Here is a 16490-nt window from a genome sequence, read left to right as displayed (position 1 = left end):
GACAGCCTTGACGGAGCAGAGAACGCGCCGCACGACTGTCCGCCGCCGGCGCCACGCGCGCGGCGCGGAGGAGAGCGAATGGTCGAGCCCGAGACGGTCGAGCAGCGGATCCGATCGGCGATGCCCGACGTCGAGGTCGTGCGCATCGAGGACCTCACGGGCACCAAGGACCACTACCAGGCCGTCGTCGTCTCGCCGTCGTTCGAGGGGATGACGCGGGTCGAGCAGCACCAGGCGGTCTATCGCGCCCTGGGTGAGCTCATGGCGGGCCCGGTGCACGCGCTCGCGCTCCAGACGTACACGCCCGAGGCGTGGAAGAAGAAGAACGGCTGAGGAGGTCGGTCAGATGGACGAGCAGCTTCGTCAGCGCATCGAGGGGATCCTGGGCACGCACAAGATCGTGCTCTTCATGAAGGGCACGAAGAGCTTCCCGCAGTGCGGGTTCTCGGCGACGGTGGTCGAGGTGCTCAAGCGGGTGAACGCCGACTTCCACACGGTGAACATCCTGCAGGACGCCGAGCTGCGTCAGGGCATGAAGGACTACGCGAGCTGGCCGACGTTCCCGCAGCTCTACGTCGACGGTCGCTTCGTCGGCGGGTGCGACATCGTCCGCGACATGTTCGAAGGCGGCGAGCTCCAGCCGATCGTCGACAAGGCGCTCGGCCGCGCCTGAAGTGGGTGTACGATCGGGCGCGTGAGCGCTCGGTACCAGGTCGAGCAGACCCGCGTCTTCCGCGCCCCGCGCGCGCTCGTGTGGGCGATCGTCTGCGACACGAATCGCGTCGATCGCGCCGCGGGGCTCGCGGTGCCTCGCTACAAGTGGGTGCGCGACGAGGATCGTCTCATCCGTCACGCGAGCGCGACCGAGCTCGGCATCGAGCTCGAGTGGCTCGAGCCGCCCTATCGCTGGATCGAAGGGCGCTTCATCGAGACGAACCGCTTCTTCCAGAAGGGTCCGCCGAAGGAAGGCGGGCTCGTCGTCACGCTGCGCGACGTGCCCGAGGGCACCGAGGTGCACGCGACGCTCTACGTCGATGGGCCCTTCTGGGTGGGCTGGATCCAGAAGCCGAAGTTCTCGCGCGGCCTGTCGCGCTACTTCGATGCGATCCAGGCGGTGCTCGATCGCGGCGCCGCCGAGGTGCGCGAGAGCGACGAGCCCGCGGTGGTGCGCGCGCGACGCCTGCTCGCGACGACCCACGACGCGGTCGCGGTCGGCCCGCGCACGCCGGTCGACGAGGACATCCTCGCGGTGCGCCGCGAGTCGCTCGCGCGCACGCCGGTCGATCCCGCGATCGCCGAGCGCCTGATCGCGTGGATCCGCGAGCGCCCCGACGACGACGTCGCGCAGCTGCGCCCGTTCGAGCTCGCGCGGCAGTGGGAGGTCGATCGACGCGACGTGCTGCGCGCGTTCCTGCACGCGACGCAGGTCGGGCTCGTCGATCTCAGCTGGCAGATCAACTGCCCGATCTGTCGCGTGGGCGCGCGCCTGGTCGACGACCTCGGCGCGCTCGACGGCAAGTCGCACTGCGGCGCGTGCGAGATCGACTACGAGATCGACTTCGCGCGGCACGTCGAGGCGGTGTTCCCGGTGAGCCCCTCGGTGCGGCGCGTGGTGCCGCAGCTCTACTGCGCGTCGAGCCCCGCGTTCCTGCCGCACGTGCTCGCGCAGCTGCGCCTCGTGCCCGGCGAGGTGCGCGAGGACGAGATGGATCTGCCGCGCGGCGCGCTGCACCTGCGCACGCTCTGGCACCGGCGCACCGCGGACCTCGAGAACGAGCGCGTGCCCGCCTCGATGACGGTTCGCGTCGGCGACGAGCACATCCACGTGGAGATCGAAGGCGAGGCCGCGCGCGGCGCGCCGACGAAGGTGCGCTGCGAGAACGCGTCGTCGCGCGAGGTGGTGCTCCTCGTCGAGCGCAACGCGTGGTCGGCGGACGCGGTGCTCGGCACCGTGATCGCGTCGATGCCGGAGTTCACGAGCCTCTTCGCGACCGAGGCGCCGGCCGCGGGCGTCGAGCTCACGGTCGGCCACATCGCGCTGCTCTTCAGCGACCTCACGGGGAGCACCGCGCTCTACGAGAAGGTCGGTGACGCGCGCGCGTTCGCGATCGTCGAGGATCACTTCCGCCTGATGGAGCGCGCGATCGCCGAGCAGGGTGGGGCGATCGTGAAGACGATGGGCGACGCGGTGATGGCGAGCTTCGCCAGCGCACGCGAGGCGATCGCCGCGTCGTTCGCGATGATCGCGGCGCACGACGCGAAGTACGCATCGATGGGCCTCGGCGTGAAGATCGGCGTGCACGCCGGGCCCTGCCTCGCGGTGCGCGCGAACGATCGTCTCGACTACTTCGGCACGACCGTGAACGTCGCGGCGCGCCTGCAGGCGCAGGCGAAGGCGAGCGAGGTCGTGATGACCGAGTCGCTCTCGCGTCAGCCTCCGGTGCGCGCGCTGCTCGAGGGCATGCCGCGCCGCGAGTTCGACGCGGCGCTCAAGGGGATCCGCGAGGAGCAGAAGCTCGTCGGCATCGACGCAGCGAGCCTCGGCGCGCCGAGCGAGCCGTCGGGCGCGCGCGACCCCGAGCACGAGGCCGCGCGCGCCTGATCGTCAACGAATGTTCGCGATGGGGCGCAGCGCCCCACGCACCGCAGCCTGGAGCGCGGCGCGCGCGAGGCGCTCGGGATCGTCGACGCCACGCGCGCCTGCGCGCCCCTGGAGCATTGCGCGCACCGAGCCGCCGCGCGCATCTGCGACGATCAGCGACACCTCGCAGCGCACCTCGAGCCCATCGGCGACCGCGTGCTCGTCGAGCTGCACCACGGAGCCACGCACGACCCAACGCGCGCGGCGCGTGTCCTCGGTGAGGCGCACGTCGCGGCGTGCCGCGATCTCCTCGGAGAGCGCATCCCCGAGCGCGCCCGCGATCGCCGGACCTCCTTCGCGCGCGGCGGTCTCGCCCACCGCGATCGTCGGCGGCGCATCGCCCGCGGCGTGCGCCGCGACGAAGACGGACCACGACATCACGAGCGCGATCGCGCCCGACCAAGTTCGACGCATGGGGCCTCCAGTGCGGCGCTCTCCGACGTGCTCTCGCGCCTCGCTCCCGTTCGCCCCGGGACGTGCGCGCTCTCGTGCGCCGACGTTCGCTGGTATCCGAGCCGCGCTCGGACCGTCAACAAAACGGCTTTGTCGTCCTCGCGACAAACACTGCAGAGCGCGTGCCCGGACCCCTTCGCAAATGCTTGCAGCGACGACTATGATCGTCGCCGCCGTGGCCGACCTTCATCAGCTTCTCTCGGAAAAAGCGGGCATCCACGCGATCGCCGCCCACCTCGACGCGCTCGACGACGACGAGCGAGAGCGACAGGCGAACGATCTCTCGGGGCGCGAGCAGGCGCTGCTCTGGGAGATGTCGGCCGATGGGCCGCGCATCGATCTCGCGCACTTCGTGCCGCCCAAGCGCGCCGAGCTCGAGCCGGTGCACCACCCCGGGCGCAACACGATCCCGACGTTCCGCTACTTCCAGCACTTCGAGAAGCGCTTCTGCAAGCCGCGCGGCGAGACGGGGCGGCTCTTCGGCTACAACGCGTCGAACGCGTCGTTCGTGCACCCCGGCTACTTCGTCGCGTACGACACCGCGGGGCACGACGAGTGGGCCGATCGCGGGCCGGTGGTGATCGACTACCACCTCGTGCCCGACGAGGACGTGCCGGGCGCGTGGCCGAAGGTCGTGCCGAACTCGGTGGGCCTGCAGCGGCTCGTCTACTTCCGCACGCGCGACTTCATGCGCCGCGTGTCGCAGCACGTGTCGATCGGACGCGCATCGAAGGAAGACGAGCACGGCGATCGCGAGCTCGACTTCTGGTTCACGTTGTGTCGCCGAGACTGAAGGCCGCAGGCGCTTCGGCGAGTGGGGCGACGAGGGGTGGAGCGCGGGACGCGTCGGGGCGCGACGCGACGTGTTGCGCGCGTGTGGCGCCGTCGGCCGACGCGCGAGAGTTCTCTCGCTGGCGCGCGAATGGGAGCGCCGGCAGTCTCTCGCGACGACGATGACGATCCATCCGAAGACCCACGACGTCGCGAAGCACGCCGACGAGCGCTTCGAGGCGACCCTCGAGCGGCTCGCGCTGTACCTCCGCTTCCCCGCGATCTCCTGCGATCGCTCGCGCGCCGAGGACGTGCGTGCGCTCGCGACGCGCATCAAGGACGACCTCTCCGCGCTCGGGTTCACGGACGCGCGCGTGCTCGAGCTCGAGGGCGCGCTGCCCTGCGTCGCGGCCGAGCGCATCGCGTCGCCGAGCGCGCCCACCGTGCTCGTCTACGGTCACCTCGACCTGCAGCCGATCGCCGGCGAGGACTGGTCGAGCCCGCCGCACGAGATGCAGCGTCGCGGGGATCGCGTCTACGCACGCGGCGCGGCCGACGACATGGGCGGCTGGGTCTCGCACCTCGCGGCGCTCGAGAGCTGGCTCGCGGTGAACGGCGAGCTGCCGTGCAACGTGAAGCTGCTCATCGAGGGCGAGGAGGAGATCGGCTCGCCGAACCTCGAGCGCTTCATGGACGCGTACCCCGAGGCGTTCGAGAGCGACGTGATGGTGCTGACCGACTGCGAGAATCCGTCGGTCGACATCCCCGGTCTCACCGTCTCGCTGCGTGGTCTCGTCGAGGTCGAGCTCGTGTGCGAGGCGCTCTCGTCCGACGTGCACTCGGGGCTCTGGGGCAACCTGATCCCCGATCCGTCGATCGTGATGATGCAGCTCGTGTCGCGCCTGGTGGACGAGGACGGACGCCTGAAGCTCGGGCGGCAGGACGTGCCCGAGGCGTGGCGCGACGCCGCGTGGGACGTGCCGCTCGGGCCCGACGTCGTGAAGAAGGGCGCGCGCCTCTTGCCGGGGGTCGAGCCGCTGCCCGATCGCGGTCATCCGCCGGCCGAGTGGGTGTGGAGGCAGCCGGCGGTGACCGTGCTCTCGACCACGCTGCCGCCCGCGGGCTCGGAGAAGAACGCGGTGCGCCGTCGCGCGTCGTGCGTGCTCTCGTTCCGCGTCGCGCCGGGGCAGGAGGCGAAGGATCTGCTCGCGCTCGTCGAGCAGGAGCTCACGCATCACGTGCCGGGCGGGCTGCGCGTGTCGCTCACGCCGCGCGGCAAGCCGGGCATGAGCTGGCTCTACGAGCCGCAGGGCCCCGCGTTCGACGCCGCGGATCGCGCGTATCGCGCGGCGTGGGGGCGCTCGCTCCTGCAGATCGGCGTCGGCGGATCGATCCCGTTCGTCGCGCTCTTCGGGCGACGGTTCGGCGATCGACCGCTCGTCCTGAACGGCGTGATGGATCCCGAGACCGGCGCGCACGGACCGAACGAGTCGATGCACGTCGAGGTCTTCCGCAAGGCGATCCGCGCGAACGTGCACCTCTACGCCGAGCTCGCCGCGGTGCCCGAGCTCGCACCGAAGAAGCGATCGTGATCACGCTGCGCGCGATCACGATCGACGACGCGAGCGACGTGCATCGCCTCTGCGCGCACGCCGAGGTCGCACGCTTCCTCGGAGGCCTTCCCACCGACGGTCTCGACGGCTGGAAGAAGCGCATCCTCGAGCTCCCGCACGATCGTGCGAGCCTGATCGGCGCGTTCGAGGAGAGCGCGCTGATCGGCGTCGCGATGCTCGACGGTCAGCTGCGCGCGCGTCGCAAGCACATCGCGCGCATGTGGGTCGCGGTCGATCCCACGCGCTGGGGGCGCGGCGTCGCGAAGCAGATGATGGGCGCGCTCGTCGACGCGGCGGATCGCTGGTGGGCGTTCGTCCGGCTCGAGCTGGACGTGCACGCCGATCACGCGCCCGCGATCGCGCTCTATCGATCGCTCGGGTTCGAGGTCGAGGCGCAGAAGCGCTGCGACATGCTGCGCGACGGACGCATCGTCGACGGGCTGCACATGGCGCGCATCCGTCCGGGGTTCACGCCGCCCGAGGAGCTCGCGAGCGCGCCGGTGATCGCGCACCGGGGCACGAGACTGAGCCCGGCTCGAATTCGTGTCCGTCCCCATCGCCCCGACGACGCGGCCGAGATGGCCGCGATGCAGGGCACGGACTCGGTGATGGAGGGCACGTTCGCGACGCCGTTCCAGAGCGAGCGCGAGTGGCGCGCGCGGCTCACCGGGATGGACGCGAGCGTGCGCGGGCTCGTCGCGATCGTCGACGGCAAGCTCGCGGGCTCGGCCGCGCTCTTCGCGCACGCGTCGCCGCGCCTCGCGCACGCGTGCGGGTTCGGCATCTCGGTGCACCCCGACTTCCAGGGCTGCGGCGTCGGCGACGCGCTCACGGCCGCGACGTGCGAGCTCGCGGATCGCTGGATCGGCGCGAAGCGCATCCAGCTCGAGGTCTACGCCGACAACCTGCGCGCCCAGGCGCTCTATCGGAAGCACGGCTTCGAGCTCGAGGGCACGCAGCGCTACGCGTCGTTCCGTCGCGGCACCTACTGCGACGCGCACCTGATGAGCCGCATCCGAAGCTGATCGAGATTCAACCGCAGAGATCGCAGAGGGCCGCAGAGAGGGTCGGTCGAGCTCTCGGGGTCAGCGCTTCGAAGATCAAGGCTCCTTCACCGGGGTGCGCAGCGTGACCAGCTCTTCGGCGGCGGTCGGGTGGATCCCGATCGTCGCGTCGAAGTGCGCCTTGGTCGCGCCCGCCTTCATCGCGACCGCGACGCTCTGCACCATCTCCGCCGCGCTCTCGCCGACGACGTGCACACCGAGCACGCGATCGGTCTGACGATCGACGATCATCTTCATCAGCGTGCGCTCGTCACGCCCCGAGACCGTGTGCTTCAGCGGGCGGAAGTCGGTGCGGAACACGAGGATCTCGTGGTGCCGGCGCGCCTGGGCCTCGGTGAGCCCGACCGTCGCGATCTCGGGCGTGGTGAACACCGCGGTGGGGATCGCCTCGTAGTCGACGACGATCTTGCCGCGTGATCCGAAGAGCGTGTGCGCGAGCGCGGTGCCCTCCGCGAGCGCGACCGGCGTGAGCTGGACGCGCCCGATCACGTCGCCGAGCGCGTGGATCGAGGGGACGTTCGTGCGGAACTCGTCGTCGACGGTGATCGCGCCGTCGGGCTTGTACTTGATCGAGAGGGCCTCGATCCCGAGGCCCGCACAGTTCGGGTGGCGCCCGATCGCGAAGAGCACGCGATCGGCGAGCAGCTCCTCGGGGCACTTCTCGTCGCCGCGATCGAAGCGCACTGCGATGCGATCGCCGCGCTTCTCGAGCGCCATCACGTGGCGCTCGCACGTGACGTGGATGTCTTGCTTCGCGAGCTCGCGCTGCAGCGTGAGGCCGACCTCGCGATCGAAGTGCGGAAGGAGACGCTCGCCGCGCGCGACGAGGCGCGTCTCGACGCCGAGCGACGCGAAGATCGACGCGAACTCGCACGCGATGTAGCCCGCGCCGACGATGATGATCGAGCGCGGCAGCTGCTCGAGCACGAACACGTCGTCCGAGATCATGCCGAGCTCGGCGCCCGGGATGTCGGGGCGGCGCGGCGTGCTGCCGGTGCAGATCGCGATGCGCTCCGCGGTGACGACGCGCCCGTCGACGCGCAGCGTGTTCGGGCCTTCGATCACCGCGCGCGCGTCGTGCACGTCGACGTGCGACTCGACGAGCAGGCGTCGATAGATCCCGTTGAGGCGCGCGACCTCTTTCTCTTCGTTCGCGCGCAGCACGCGCCAGTCGAAGCTCGGTGTCGGGATCGTCCAGCCGTAATTCGCCGCGTCCGCGAGCTCGTGCGCGACGCGCGACGAGTAGACGAAGAGCTTCTTGGGCACGCACCCGACGTTCACGCAGGTGCCACCGAGGCGCGCTTCCTCGGCGAGCGCGACCTTCGCGCCGAGCGCGCCCGACGTGCGCGCCAGCCGCACGCCCGCCGAGCCCCCGCCGATCACGTAGAGGTCGTAGTCCCAGCGACGCGCCATCGAATCCGCCTCCTCCGGCGGGCCCCTACCGAGCGCCCGGGCGGGGCACCATGGTACCGAGCAAGCGCATGCACAACCCCGACGACCTCGCGCTCTACTACTACGACGGCTGCTTCTACTGCTCGCGCGTGCGGCAGGCGCTCGACGATCTCGACGTGCGCGTCGAGATGCGGAACATCGTCGAGAGCCCGCAGCACCTGCAGGATCTCGTCGCCGCGCGCGGCCGGCGCACGGTGCCGGTGCTGCGCATCCGCAGGGAGGGCGGCGACGAGTGGATGCCGGAGTCGGCGGACATCGTCGACTACCTGCGGCGCCGTTTCGGCTGATCGCTCCCACGTCCGAAAGCGGCCAGACGCCGGGCCCGCGGCGCGATAGGGATCGCGTCGTGACGCTCGACGCCGACACTTGTTATCGCGCGCTCGTCGCGCGGGATCCGCGCTTCGACGGAGTGTTCTTCGTCGGCGTGGAGACGACCGGCATCTACTGCCGTCCGGTCTGTCGCGCGCGCACGCCCGGACGCGATCGCTGCACGTTCCATCGCAGCGCGGCTTCCGCCGAGCGCGCGGGGTTCCGCGCGTGCCTTCGATGTCGTCCCGAGCTCGCGCCGGGCGATGCGCCGATCGACTCGGTGCCGCGCCTCGTCGCGCGTGCGGTCGCGCGCCTCGACGAGGCAGCGCGCGGCGAGGTCAGCGTCGCCGCGATCGCAAACGATCTCGGCGTCTCGGATCGTCACCTGCGCCGCGCGATCGAGGCCGAGCTCGGGGTCTCGCCGCGCGAGCTCGTCGCGTCGCGCCGACTCGCGATCGCGAAGCAGCTCGTCGTGGGCTCGTCGCTCTCGCTGGCGCAGGTCGCGTTCGCGAGCGGGTACGGCAGCGTGCGTCGCTTCAACGATGCGTTCCGCGCGCGCTTCGCCCGCACGCCGACCGCGCTGCGAGCCGGTCGCGCGCGAGAGAGCGAGGGGGTGGTCACGCTGCACCTCGGCGTGCGCGTGCCGTTCGCGTGGAGCGAGGCGCTGGCGTTCCTGGCGTCGCGCGCGCTGCCCGGGCTCGAGTGGGTCGAGGGCGACGCGTGGCACCGCGCGGTGCGCATCGAGGATCGCGCCGGTGTGATCCGCGCGTCGAGCGAGCCCGCGCGCGCGATGGTGCGGGTGGAGATCCCGACCGCGCTCGCGCCCCACGCGATGACGATCGCGTCGCGGGTGCGCGCGGTGCTCGATCTCGACGCCGCGCCTGCGCGCATCGACGAGACGCTCGCGGCGGACCCGTCGTTGCGTCGCGCGGTCGCGCGCCGTCCCGGGCTGCGCGTGCCGGGGGCGTGGGACGGTTTCGAGCTCGCGGTGCGTGCGATCCTCGGACAGCAGGTGTCGGTCGCCGCGGCGCGCACGCTCGCGGCGCGCATCGTGGTGGCCCTCGGGCCTGCGCCGATCGACGGTGCGCTCGCGTTCCCCGACCCGTCGTCGATCGTGCGCGGCGGGCCCGATCGACTGAGCGCGCTCGGTGTGCTTCCCGCGCGTGCGCGATCGATCGTCGCGCTCGCACGCGCGGTCGACGAAGGTGGGCTGCGGCTCGATCGCGGCGCCGATCCCGAGGCGACGATGGCCGCGCTGCAGACGATCGAGGGCGTCGGTCCGTGGACCGCGTCGTACGTCGCGATGCGCGCGCTGCGTTGGCCCGACGCGCTCCCTGCGAGCGATCTCGTGCTGAAGAAGCGACTGGGCGTGAAGACCGAGGGTGCGGTGCGCGCCCACGCGGAGCGATGGCGACCGTGGCGCGCGTACGGCGTGATGCACGTGTGGGCGCGCGGCGAGGAGGAGTGACGTGGAGACGGTGACGACGACGTTCGACGCGCCCTTCGGCGCGCTCCGGATCTATGCGCGCGAGGGTGCGCTGGTCGGCGTGTACTTCGAGGGGCATCGGCCCGCGCCGGTGCTGCCCGACGACGTGATCGAGCGCGCGGGCGAGCGCGTGCTGCGCGTCGCGTGCGAGCAGCTCGCGGAGTACTTCGCGGGGGAGCGCGTGCGCTTCGAGGTGCCGATCGCGCCGGTGGGCACGACGTTCTCGCGCGAGGTGTGGCGCGCGCTCGCCGAGCTTCCGTTCGGCGCGCGCGTGTCGTACGCGGACCTCGCGCGGCGCGTCGGTCGGCCTCGCGCGATCCGCGCGGTGGGCGCGGCGAATGCGCGCAATCCGCTGTCGATCGTGGTGCCGTGTCATCGCGTGATCGGCGCCGATGGATCGCTGACGGGCTACGCGGGCGGGCTCGCGCGCAAGGAGTGGCTGCTCGCGCACGAGGCGCGCCGCGCGGCGTGAGAAGTACATCGGATGTACGGGTGTGTGCATCCGATGTACTTGGGGCTCGAGCCGCTCCGACGCGCTGCGTCGGAAGCGAAGCGGCGACTGCGTCGCGCGTCGTGGCACGACCGCTGCTGAGCCCCGCGCCGTGGGAGGCGCATGCAGGAGCTCGAGACTCTGTTCGCGATGGCGTTGTGCTTGGGAGGGCCGGTGGCCCTCGTGCTCGCAGCCATCGCTGGGATCGTCGCGATCGCGCGACCGAAACCGGACCACGAGCTCGCGCGGCGTGTCGCCGAGCTCGAAGCCGAAGTGGTTCGACTGCGTGGTGAACACACCACGCTCCTGACTCGGATGTCGCGGTGGGACGGCGCGGCGGTCGTGATGACGCCGCGCGTCGAGACGGTCGTGGAGCAGTCCGAGACTGCGGCCGAGAGCGAGACCGAAGCCGAGACCGAGCCCGTCGCGCCGGCTCCTGCGGCTGAGACGACCGAGAGCGACGTGGCGCCGCCCTCCGGTGCGAGCCCGCCCGCACCGCCCCCGCCTGCTCCGCCTCCGCCTCCGCCTCCGCCGGCTCCGAGCGACTCGACCGGCGCGTGGGAGCGCTGGATCGGCGTGCGTGGTGCGGCGGCCGCGGGCGCGATCGTGCTCGTCATCGCGGGGCTCTCGCTCTTCCAGTACTCGATCGAGCACGGGTGGATCACGCCCGCGCTCCGCGTCGCGCTCGGGGGGCTGGTCGGGCTCGCGTGCGTCGTCGCCTCGGAGTGGCCGCTGCGCACGCGCTTCCCTGCGCTCTCCGGATGGATCGCGGGCGCGGGCGTCGCGATCCTCTATCTCGCGTCGTGGGCCGCGAGCGCGCTCTACGAGCTCGTGCCGCTCGGCATCTCGGGCGCGCTCATGGTCGCGGTCACCGTCGCTTGCGTGGTGCTCTCGGCGCGACGCAGCTCGCTCCCGATCGCACTGCTCGGTCTCTCCGGCGGGTTCCTCACGCCGCTCGCGCTCTCGACCGGCGCCGATCGACCCATCCCGCTCTTCGCGTACCTGCTGGTGCTCGACGCGGGCTTGCTCGTGCTCGCGTATCGCAAGCGCTGGCCGGGGCTCGCGCTGCTCTCGTTCGTCGCGACCGCGCTCTATCAGCTGCTCTGGGTCTTCGCTTCGATGGGTGATGCGACGGTGCTCGTCGGCGTGGCGATCGTCGTCGCGTTCGCCGCGCTCTTCGTGCTAGCGCCCGCTCCCCGACGCGAGGGGGACGCGACGTCCGATGGGTGGACCGTGCTGCTCCGCGCGGGCGCGGTGCTCCATCCGTTCCTGCTCGTTCTCGCGTTCGCTCGCCTCTCGAGCGCGCCGCTCGCGCTCGGCGCGACCGCGGCGCTCCTCGTGGTGCTCGCGATCGGCAGCGCGTTCGTCGCGCGCCGCGACGGGCTGCCGTGGATCGCGCTCTTCGCGTCCGCAGCGGCGGTGGGCGTGTGGTCGGTCGGCATGCTCTCGTGGCCGCTCGCGTCGATCGGGGACGCCTCCGCGCCGCTCGCGATCGCGCTCGTCATCGCGCTGGTGTTCCACGTGTCGGCGGAGCTCGATCGCGGCGCACGCTTCGAGCTCGGCGCGGCGTCGTCGCTGGCCTCGACCGCGCCGCTCGCGACGATCGCGATGGTCGCGTTCTCGCGGGATCCGGCGTGGGTGCCCCTCGCGGTCGCCGCGCTCGTGCTGCTCGCGCTCGCGCTGCGTGCATCGTGTCTGCCCGGGCGTGCGGCGCTCGCGCTGCCCGCGGCGGTCCTCGCGCCGATCGCGACCTACGCGCTCGCGCACGCGGCGCGCGATGCTGCCTCGCCTGCGCTCGTCGCAGCGCTGATCCCGCTCCAGGCGGTGCCCTTCCAGATCGCCGCGTCGCTCGCGACGCCGACCTCGCGGCGCGCGCTCGATGCCGCGGCGGCGGTCGCGGCGCTCTTCGGCGGGATGATGCTCGCGCTCGCGCCGGGCGTGCCGCCGGTCGCAGGCCTCGGCGCGTCGCTGGTGTGCGCGCTGCTCGCGCTCTTCGCCGCGTCGCGCGAGGGCGGTGCGTGGATCGCGGTGGCAGCGATCGTCGTGACCGCGCTCGTGCAGGCGCGCTTCGCGCTCCCCGGTGCGCCCGCGGAGATCGACGCGCAGCGGCTCGCGCTGCTCGCCGGATCCACGCTCGTGCTCGCCGCGTGGCCCTCGCTCGCCCCGCGGCTCGCGCGCACCGAGTGGGGCTGGCGCGCGGCCGCGCTCGTCGCGCCGCTCTCGTTCCTCTCGTTGCGTCACCTCTGGCTCGCGGTGCTCGGCGATCGTTTCGTCGGTGCGCTCGCGATCCTCTGTGCGCTGCTCTCGCTCGCGGTCGCGCAGATCGCGCGGTCGCGCAGCCTCGACGGCGCGGTGCGTCGCGTCGCGCTGGTGTGGCCCATCGCGGTCGCGGCCGGGTTCGTGACGCTCGCGATCCCGCTGCAGCTCGATCGCGAGTGGTGGACGATCGGCTGGGCGCTCGAGGCCGCCGCGCTGCTCGTGCTCGATCGTCGCTTCGATCACGCGGGCGTGCGCTACCTCGCGATGGCGCTCTTCGCCGCGGTGACGGTGCGTCTGGTGCTGAACCCCGACGTGCTCGTCTACTACCCGCGCGGCGAGCTGCGGATCGTCAACTGGCTCTCGTACACGTACCTCGTGCCCGCGCTCGCGCTCTTCGTGGGCAGCCGCGCGCTCGCGGATCTCGAGGTCGCGCGCCGTCGCGCGTGGGAGCGAGGGCTCTATCCAGAGGGCGCGCTGCTCGCGCCGACGCTCTTCGCGGCCGGGCTCGTCGTCGTGTTCGTGTGGCTCAACCTCACGATCATCGACTGGTTCGCGACCGGGCCCGCGCTGACGATCCCGATGGAGCGGATGCCGGCGCGCGATCTCGCGATGTCGATCTCGTGGGCGGTCTACGCGCTCGTGCTCCTCGCGCTCGGCATGGCGCGCGGCAGCACCGGGCTGCGCGCGACGAGCCTGGGCCTGCTCGTGATCACGTGCGCGAAGGTCTTCCTCTACGACCTCTCGCACCTGCGCGATCTCTATCGCGTCGCCGCGCTCTCGGGGCTCGCGGTGTCGCTGATCCTCGTGTCGCTCGCGTACCAGCGCTTCGTGTTCCGCAAGCCTGCACCGGAGGCCGCATGAGCTCGCTCCGCTCGCTCTCGATCGTCGTGGCCGCGCTGGTGATCGCACCGAGCATCGCGTCGGCGCAGGCCACGCCGCCGCTCGTGCGGCTCTTCCCGCATCGCGCGACGATCGACGCGCCTCCGGGGCTCGTGCGGCTCGCGCTGCCCGCCGAGGTGCTCGTCGAGTCGCGCGCCGATCTGTCCGACGTGCGCGTGCTCGACCCCGACGACCACGAGGTGCCCTATCTCGTCGATCGCGGCGAGCGTCCGGTGCCGCACGATGCGCCGCCCTACGCGCCGGCGCCGGTGCTCGATGCCGAGCGCGAAGCGACGCGCGTGCGCGGTGTGATGCAGGTGCGCGAGGTGCTGACGATCGAGACGCCGAGCGCGCCTCCGGTCGGGGCGACCTGGGTGCTGCGCGTGTCGACGGCGCGATCGCGCTTCGTCACGCGGGCGAGGCTGGTGTGGACGCAAGCGCCGGAGGGCGAGCGCGAGGTCGCGCGCGGTGCGTTCTTCCGGATCGGCGCCCCGGCGCGCGAGAAGCTCGAGATCCCGACGTCGGGCCTCGGTCGAGGCCGGGTGCGCGTCGAGCTGGAGGGCGAGGACGGCTACCTCGAGCCCACGTTCGTGTGGCTCGCGGTGCGTGACGACGCGCGCGCCTCGACGCTCGACGTGCCGCTCGCGATCGCCAGCACGCGCCGCGATCGCGGTCGCACGATCGTGATCGCGACGCGCCCCGCGGGCATCACGCCGGAACGGATCGTGATCGGCACGCGCACCGCGAGCTTCGTGCGGCGGATCGACGTCACCGCGATCGACGCAGCGCACGGACGACTGCCGCTCGCGACCGGCACCGTGCTGCGCGTGCCGGGTGTCCCCGGCGCGGACGAGCGATCGCTCGACGTCGCGCCGGCGCGCGGCGATCGGCTCGAGATCACGATCGACGACGGCGACAGCCCGCCGCTCGAGGGGCTCGAGATCACCGCGATGGTGCGCGCTCCGTCGCTGGTGTTCGAGGGCGATCGCGCGGCGATGCTGCGCTTCGGCGGAGGGCGCGTGCGCGCGCCGAGCTACGATCTGCAGCGGCTCTTCGGCACGCGCGTCGGCGAGGAGCTGCTCGATCGACGCCTCGCGGGCACCGCGGTGCTGGGCGTGATCGAGCGCGAGCCGGGCTTCGTGGCGGGCCCGGCGCTCGAGGTCGCGATGCGGCCCGGCGCGCACGCGGACGAGCGCGCGTTCGAGCACGTCGCGACGCTCACGATCCCCGAGACGCGCGACGGGCTCGCACACGTGGTGCTGCCTGCGGCCGTGCTCTCGGCAGCGCGCACCGATCTCGCGGATCTGCGCGTCGTCGACGGCGATGGCGCGCAGCGGGGCTACCTCCTCGGTGACACTGCGGCGCCGCTCGACGTCGCGCTCTCGGTCCGTGCGCTCGATCGCGGTGAGCTCGCCGAGGGGTGGAGCCGTGTGGCGCTCGACGCACCGATCGAGCGGATCACCACGAGCGCGATCGAGCTCGTCACGAGCGCAGGCTTCGTCGAGCGCGAGGTGGTGATCGTCGGGCGCGGCGAGGACGACACCGAGATCGAGATCGCGCGCACGTGGCTCTCGCGCACACCGGGAGAAGCGCGCCCGCTGATCGTCGCGACGCGGCCCACGCGTGTGCGCTCGCTCGAGCTCCGCGTGCACGACGGAGACGAAGCGCCGCTCGCGATCACGTCGGCGATCGCGCGGGTGCCGACGTTCGATCTCTTCGTCACCGCGCCCGCAGGCGACTACCGCGTGCTCGCGGGCGCGCCCGACGCGCCGGCGCCGCGCTACGAGATCCAGCGCGCGAGAGAGCTCGTGCTCGCGGTGCAGCCCGGCGCCGCGAGCATCGGCGCGGTGACGCGCAACCCCGCGTGGCGCGGGCCGGGATTCTTCGACCGCGCAGGCGGCGAGACGCTCGTCGTGTGGGCCGTGCTGATCCTCGCGGTGATCGTGCTCGCGGTGATCACGCTGCGCGTCGCGCGGAGCGCGCCCGAGCCCGCGGAACAGCCGGAGATCTGAGCGAGTGTCCGAAAATCGGCTCGCCGGCGGAGGGCCCTCCCGTCCGCGTTCGCCGCACGCTCCCGTGCGGGCCCTCCGCCAGCGAGCACTCCAGCTGGACTGAGCGCGAGAATGCGCGCGCGCCTCCCCTCGTCGAAGCGCGCATGGCCCCGACGAGGGCCGAGGAGGCCGATCATGAGCGACGTACGTGTTCCTTCGCGGGAGCGCGACGTTCCCGAGGACGAGGTCCCGACTTCGAGCGAGCTCTGCGCGCTGCTCGCGCCCGCAGCGTGCGGTGACGATGCGCGCGATTCGTTGATCGACATCGTGACGACGCGTCACGCGCTGGTCCCGCCCGAGACGCTCCCGCTGCCCGAGGCCGAGCGCGCGCCGCGTCGCTGGGCGCTCGCGGGCGCGTCGATGCTCGCAGTGCTCACGCTCTCGATGATCGCGTTCGCGGCGGTGCCGCGCCTGCTCGCGCCGCGTGCCGAGCGCGAGCGAACCGTGGAGACGCAGGCGAGCACCACGCCGCGTCCGCGTCCGCGTCCGCCCGAGCCCGTCGTCGCCGCGCCCGTCGAGGCGGAGCCCGCGGCGCCGGTCGAGACGATGCCGGAGCGCGCGCCCGCGGTGCGCGTGCGGCCGCACGTCGCGGTGGTGCCCGATGCGGCTCGCACCCGCCCGTCGGCGTCGAGCACGAGCCCGGTGCGCGTGACCACCGACGTGCCGCAGGGCGCGCTCGATCCTTCGGTCGCGAGCGCGGTCGATGCCGCGCTCTCCGGCGGCGTGGGCGGCGCGGCGCGCGAGTCGCTCCCGCTGCTCCCCGCGCAGCGCGACGTGAGCGCGACGCTGCGTGCGCTCGAGCGTCGTGTCGCGACGTGCCGCGAAGGCGAGGGTGGCATGGCCACCGCGCACCTCGTGATCGACGGCGCGACCGGCCGCGTGTCGCGCGTCGACGTGCGCGGCGAAGGGGCGAACGCGGCGTGCGTCGCGACGATCGTCGAGAGCGCGACCTTCCCGCGCTTCGCGCGCGAGGAGCTCCCCGTCGTCTATCCGTACCGCCTCTGATCGTGCGAGCACGCGTG

At 72.5% G+C, this 16490-nt stretch carries 14 protein-coding genes; 12 read left to right on the top strand and 2 right to left on the bottom strand.

What is annotated here, in order from left to right:
- Positions 1-78: 78 nt before the first annotated feature.
- Genes I5071_RS17150 through I5071_RS17140 form a run of 3 tightly spaced genes read left to right on the top strand, consistent with a single transcriptional unit; the run spans position 79 to position 2602 of the window.
- A complete protein-coding gene (locus tag I5071_RS17150; RefSeq protein WP_236606546.1) occupies positions 79-333 on the top strand; it encodes a BolA family protein in 255 nt (84 codons plus the stop codon).
- 13 nt (positions 334-346) lie between these two features.
- Positions 347-673 carry a Grx4 family monothiol glutaredoxin gene (grxD, locus tag I5071_RS17145; RefSeq protein ID WP_236606545.1) on the top strand — a complete coding sequence of 109 codons (327 nt, stop codon included), beginning with the start codon at positions 347-349 and terminating at the stop codon, positions 671-673.
- A 21-nt stretch (positions 674-694) separates the two neighbouring features.
- Positions 695-2602 (top strand): adenylate/guanylate cyclase domain-containing protein, encoded by a 1908-nt coding sequence (locus I5071_RS17140; protein ID WP_236606544.1) that lies wholly within the window; start codon positions 695-697, stop codon positions 2600-2602.
- A gap of 3 nt (positions 2603-2605) precedes the next feature.
- On the opposite strand, the gene I5071_RS17135 is transcribed toward I5071_RS17140, so the two are convergent.
- Positions 2606-3055: a hypothetical protein gene (locus I5071_RS17135; protein WP_236606543.1), complete on the bottom strand. Its 450-nt coding sequence runs from the start codon at positions 3053-3055 to the stop codon at positions 2606-2608.
- A 214-nt stretch (positions 3056-3269) separates the two neighbouring features.
- Between I5071_RS17135 and I5071_RS17130 the strand changes: the two genes are divergently transcribed.
- From I5071_RS17130 to I5071_RS17120, 3 genes are all read left to right on the top strand, one after another.
- On the top strand, positions 3270-3887 hold the full coding sequence (locus I5071_RS17130; protein ID WP_236606542.1) for a hypothetical protein: 618 nt from the start codon (positions 3270-3272) through the stop codon (positions 3885-3887).
- 160 nt (positions 3888-4047) lie between these two features.
- Positions 4048-5457: a M20/M25/M40 family metallo-hydrolase gene (locus tag I5071_RS17125; protein ID WP_236606541.1), complete on the top strand. Its 1410-nt coding sequence runs from the start codon at positions 4048-4050 to the stop codon at positions 5455-5457.
- Positions 5454-6503 (top strand): GNAT family N-acetyltransferase, encoded by a 1050-nt coding sequence (locus tag I5071_RS17120; protein ID WP_236606540.1) that lies wholly within the window; start codon positions 5454-5456, stop codon positions 6501-6503. Before I5071_RS17125 ends, I5071_RS17120 begins: the two co-directional genes overlap by 4 nt.
- A gap of 75 nt (positions 6504-6578) precedes the next feature.
- On the opposite strand, the gene gorA is transcribed toward I5071_RS17120, so the two are convergent.
- Positions 6579-7955: a glutathione-disulfide reductase gene (gene gorA, locus I5071_RS17115; protein ID WP_236606539.1), complete on the bottom strand. Its 1377-nt coding sequence runs from the start codon at positions 7953-7955 to the stop codon at positions 6579-6581.
- A 68-nt stretch (positions 7956-8023) separates the two neighbouring features.
- Between gorA and I5071_RS17110 the strand changes: the two genes are divergently transcribed.
- The 6 genes from I5071_RS17110 (at position 8024) to I5071_RS17085 (ending at position 16473) form a co-directional block, all read left to right on the top strand.
- Positions 8024-8281 (top strand): glutaredoxin family protein, encoded by a 258-nt coding sequence (locus tag I5071_RS17110; protein WP_236606538.1) that lies wholly within the window; start codon positions 8024-8026, stop codon positions 8279-8281.
- A gap of 59 nt (positions 8282-8340) precedes the next feature.
- A complete protein-coding gene (locus I5071_RS17105; protein WP_236606537.1) occupies positions 8341-9771 on the top strand; it encodes an AlkA N-terminal domain-containing protein in 1431 nt (476 codons plus the stop codon).
- Between the two features lies 1 nt (position 9772).
- Positions 9773-10261, top strand: a complete 489-nt coding sequence (locus tag I5071_RS17100) for a methylated-DNA--[protein]-cysteine S-methyltransferase (protein WP_236606536.1) — start codon at positions 9773-9775, stop codon at positions 10259-10261.
- A gap of 333 nt (positions 10262-10594) precedes the next feature.
- Positions 10595-13399: a DUF2339 domain-containing protein gene (locus I5071_RS17095; RefSeq protein WP_236606535.1), complete on the top strand. Its 2805-nt coding sequence runs from the start codon at positions 10595-10597 to the stop codon at positions 13397-13399.
- On the top strand, positions 13396-15429 hold the full coding sequence (locus I5071_RS17090) for a DUF3999 domain-containing protein (RefSeq protein ID WP_236606534.1): 2034 nt from the start codon (positions 13396-13398) through the stop codon (positions 15427-15429). Before I5071_RS17095 ends, I5071_RS17090 begins: the two co-directional genes overlap by 4 nt.
- 174 nt (positions 15430-15603) lie before the next feature.
- Positions 15604-16473, top strand: coding sequence for a hypothetical protein (locus I5071_RS17085; protein WP_236606533.1), 870 nt, complete (start codon positions 15604-15606; stop codon positions 16471-16473).
- Positions 16474-16490 lie beyond the last annotated feature (17 nt).

It is taken from the genome of Sandaracinus amylolyticus (genome assembly GCF_021631985.1).
GTDB lineage: Bacteria > Myxococcota_A > Polyangia > Polyangiales > Sandaracinaceae > Sandaracinus > Sandaracinus amylolyticus_A.
This window is presented reverse-complemented; position numbering and strand designations above follow the sequence as displayed.

Coding starts and splice junctions, on each gene's coding strand:
- I5071_RS17150 (WP_236606546.1), top strand. CDS start 79: ATGGTCGAGCCCGAGACGGTCGAGCAGCGGATCCGATCGGCGATGCCC.
- grxD (WP_236606545.1), top strand. CDS start 347: ATGGACGAGCAGCTTCGTCAGCGCATCGAGGGGATCCTGGGCACGCAC.
- I5071_RS17135 (WP_236606543.1), bottom strand. CDS start 3,055: ATGCGTCGAACTTGGTCGGGCGCGATCGCGCTCGTGATGTCGTGGTCC.
- I5071_RS17125 (WP_236606541.1), top strand. CDS start 4,048: ATGACGATCCATCCGAAGACCCACGACGTCGCGAAGCACGCCGACGAG.
- gorA (WP_236606539.1), bottom strand. CDS start 7,955: ATGGCGCGTCGCTGGGACTACGACCTCTACGTGATCGGCGGGGGCTCG.
- I5071_RS17110 (WP_236606538.1), top strand. CDS start 8,024: ATGCACAACCCCGACGACCTCGCGCTCTACTACTACGACGGCTGCTTC.
- I5071_RS17095 (WP_236606535.1), top strand. CDS start 10,595: ATGTCGCGGTGGGACGGCGCGGCGGTCGTGATGACGCCGCGCGTCGAG.
- I5071_RS17090 (WP_236606534.1), top strand. CDS start 13,396: ATGAGCTCGCTCCGCTCGCTCTCGATCGTCGTGGCCGCGCTGGTGATC.
- I5071_RS17085 (WP_236606533.1), top strand. CDS start 15,604: ATGAGCGACGTACGTGTTCCTTCGCGGGAGCGCGACGTTCCCGAGGAC.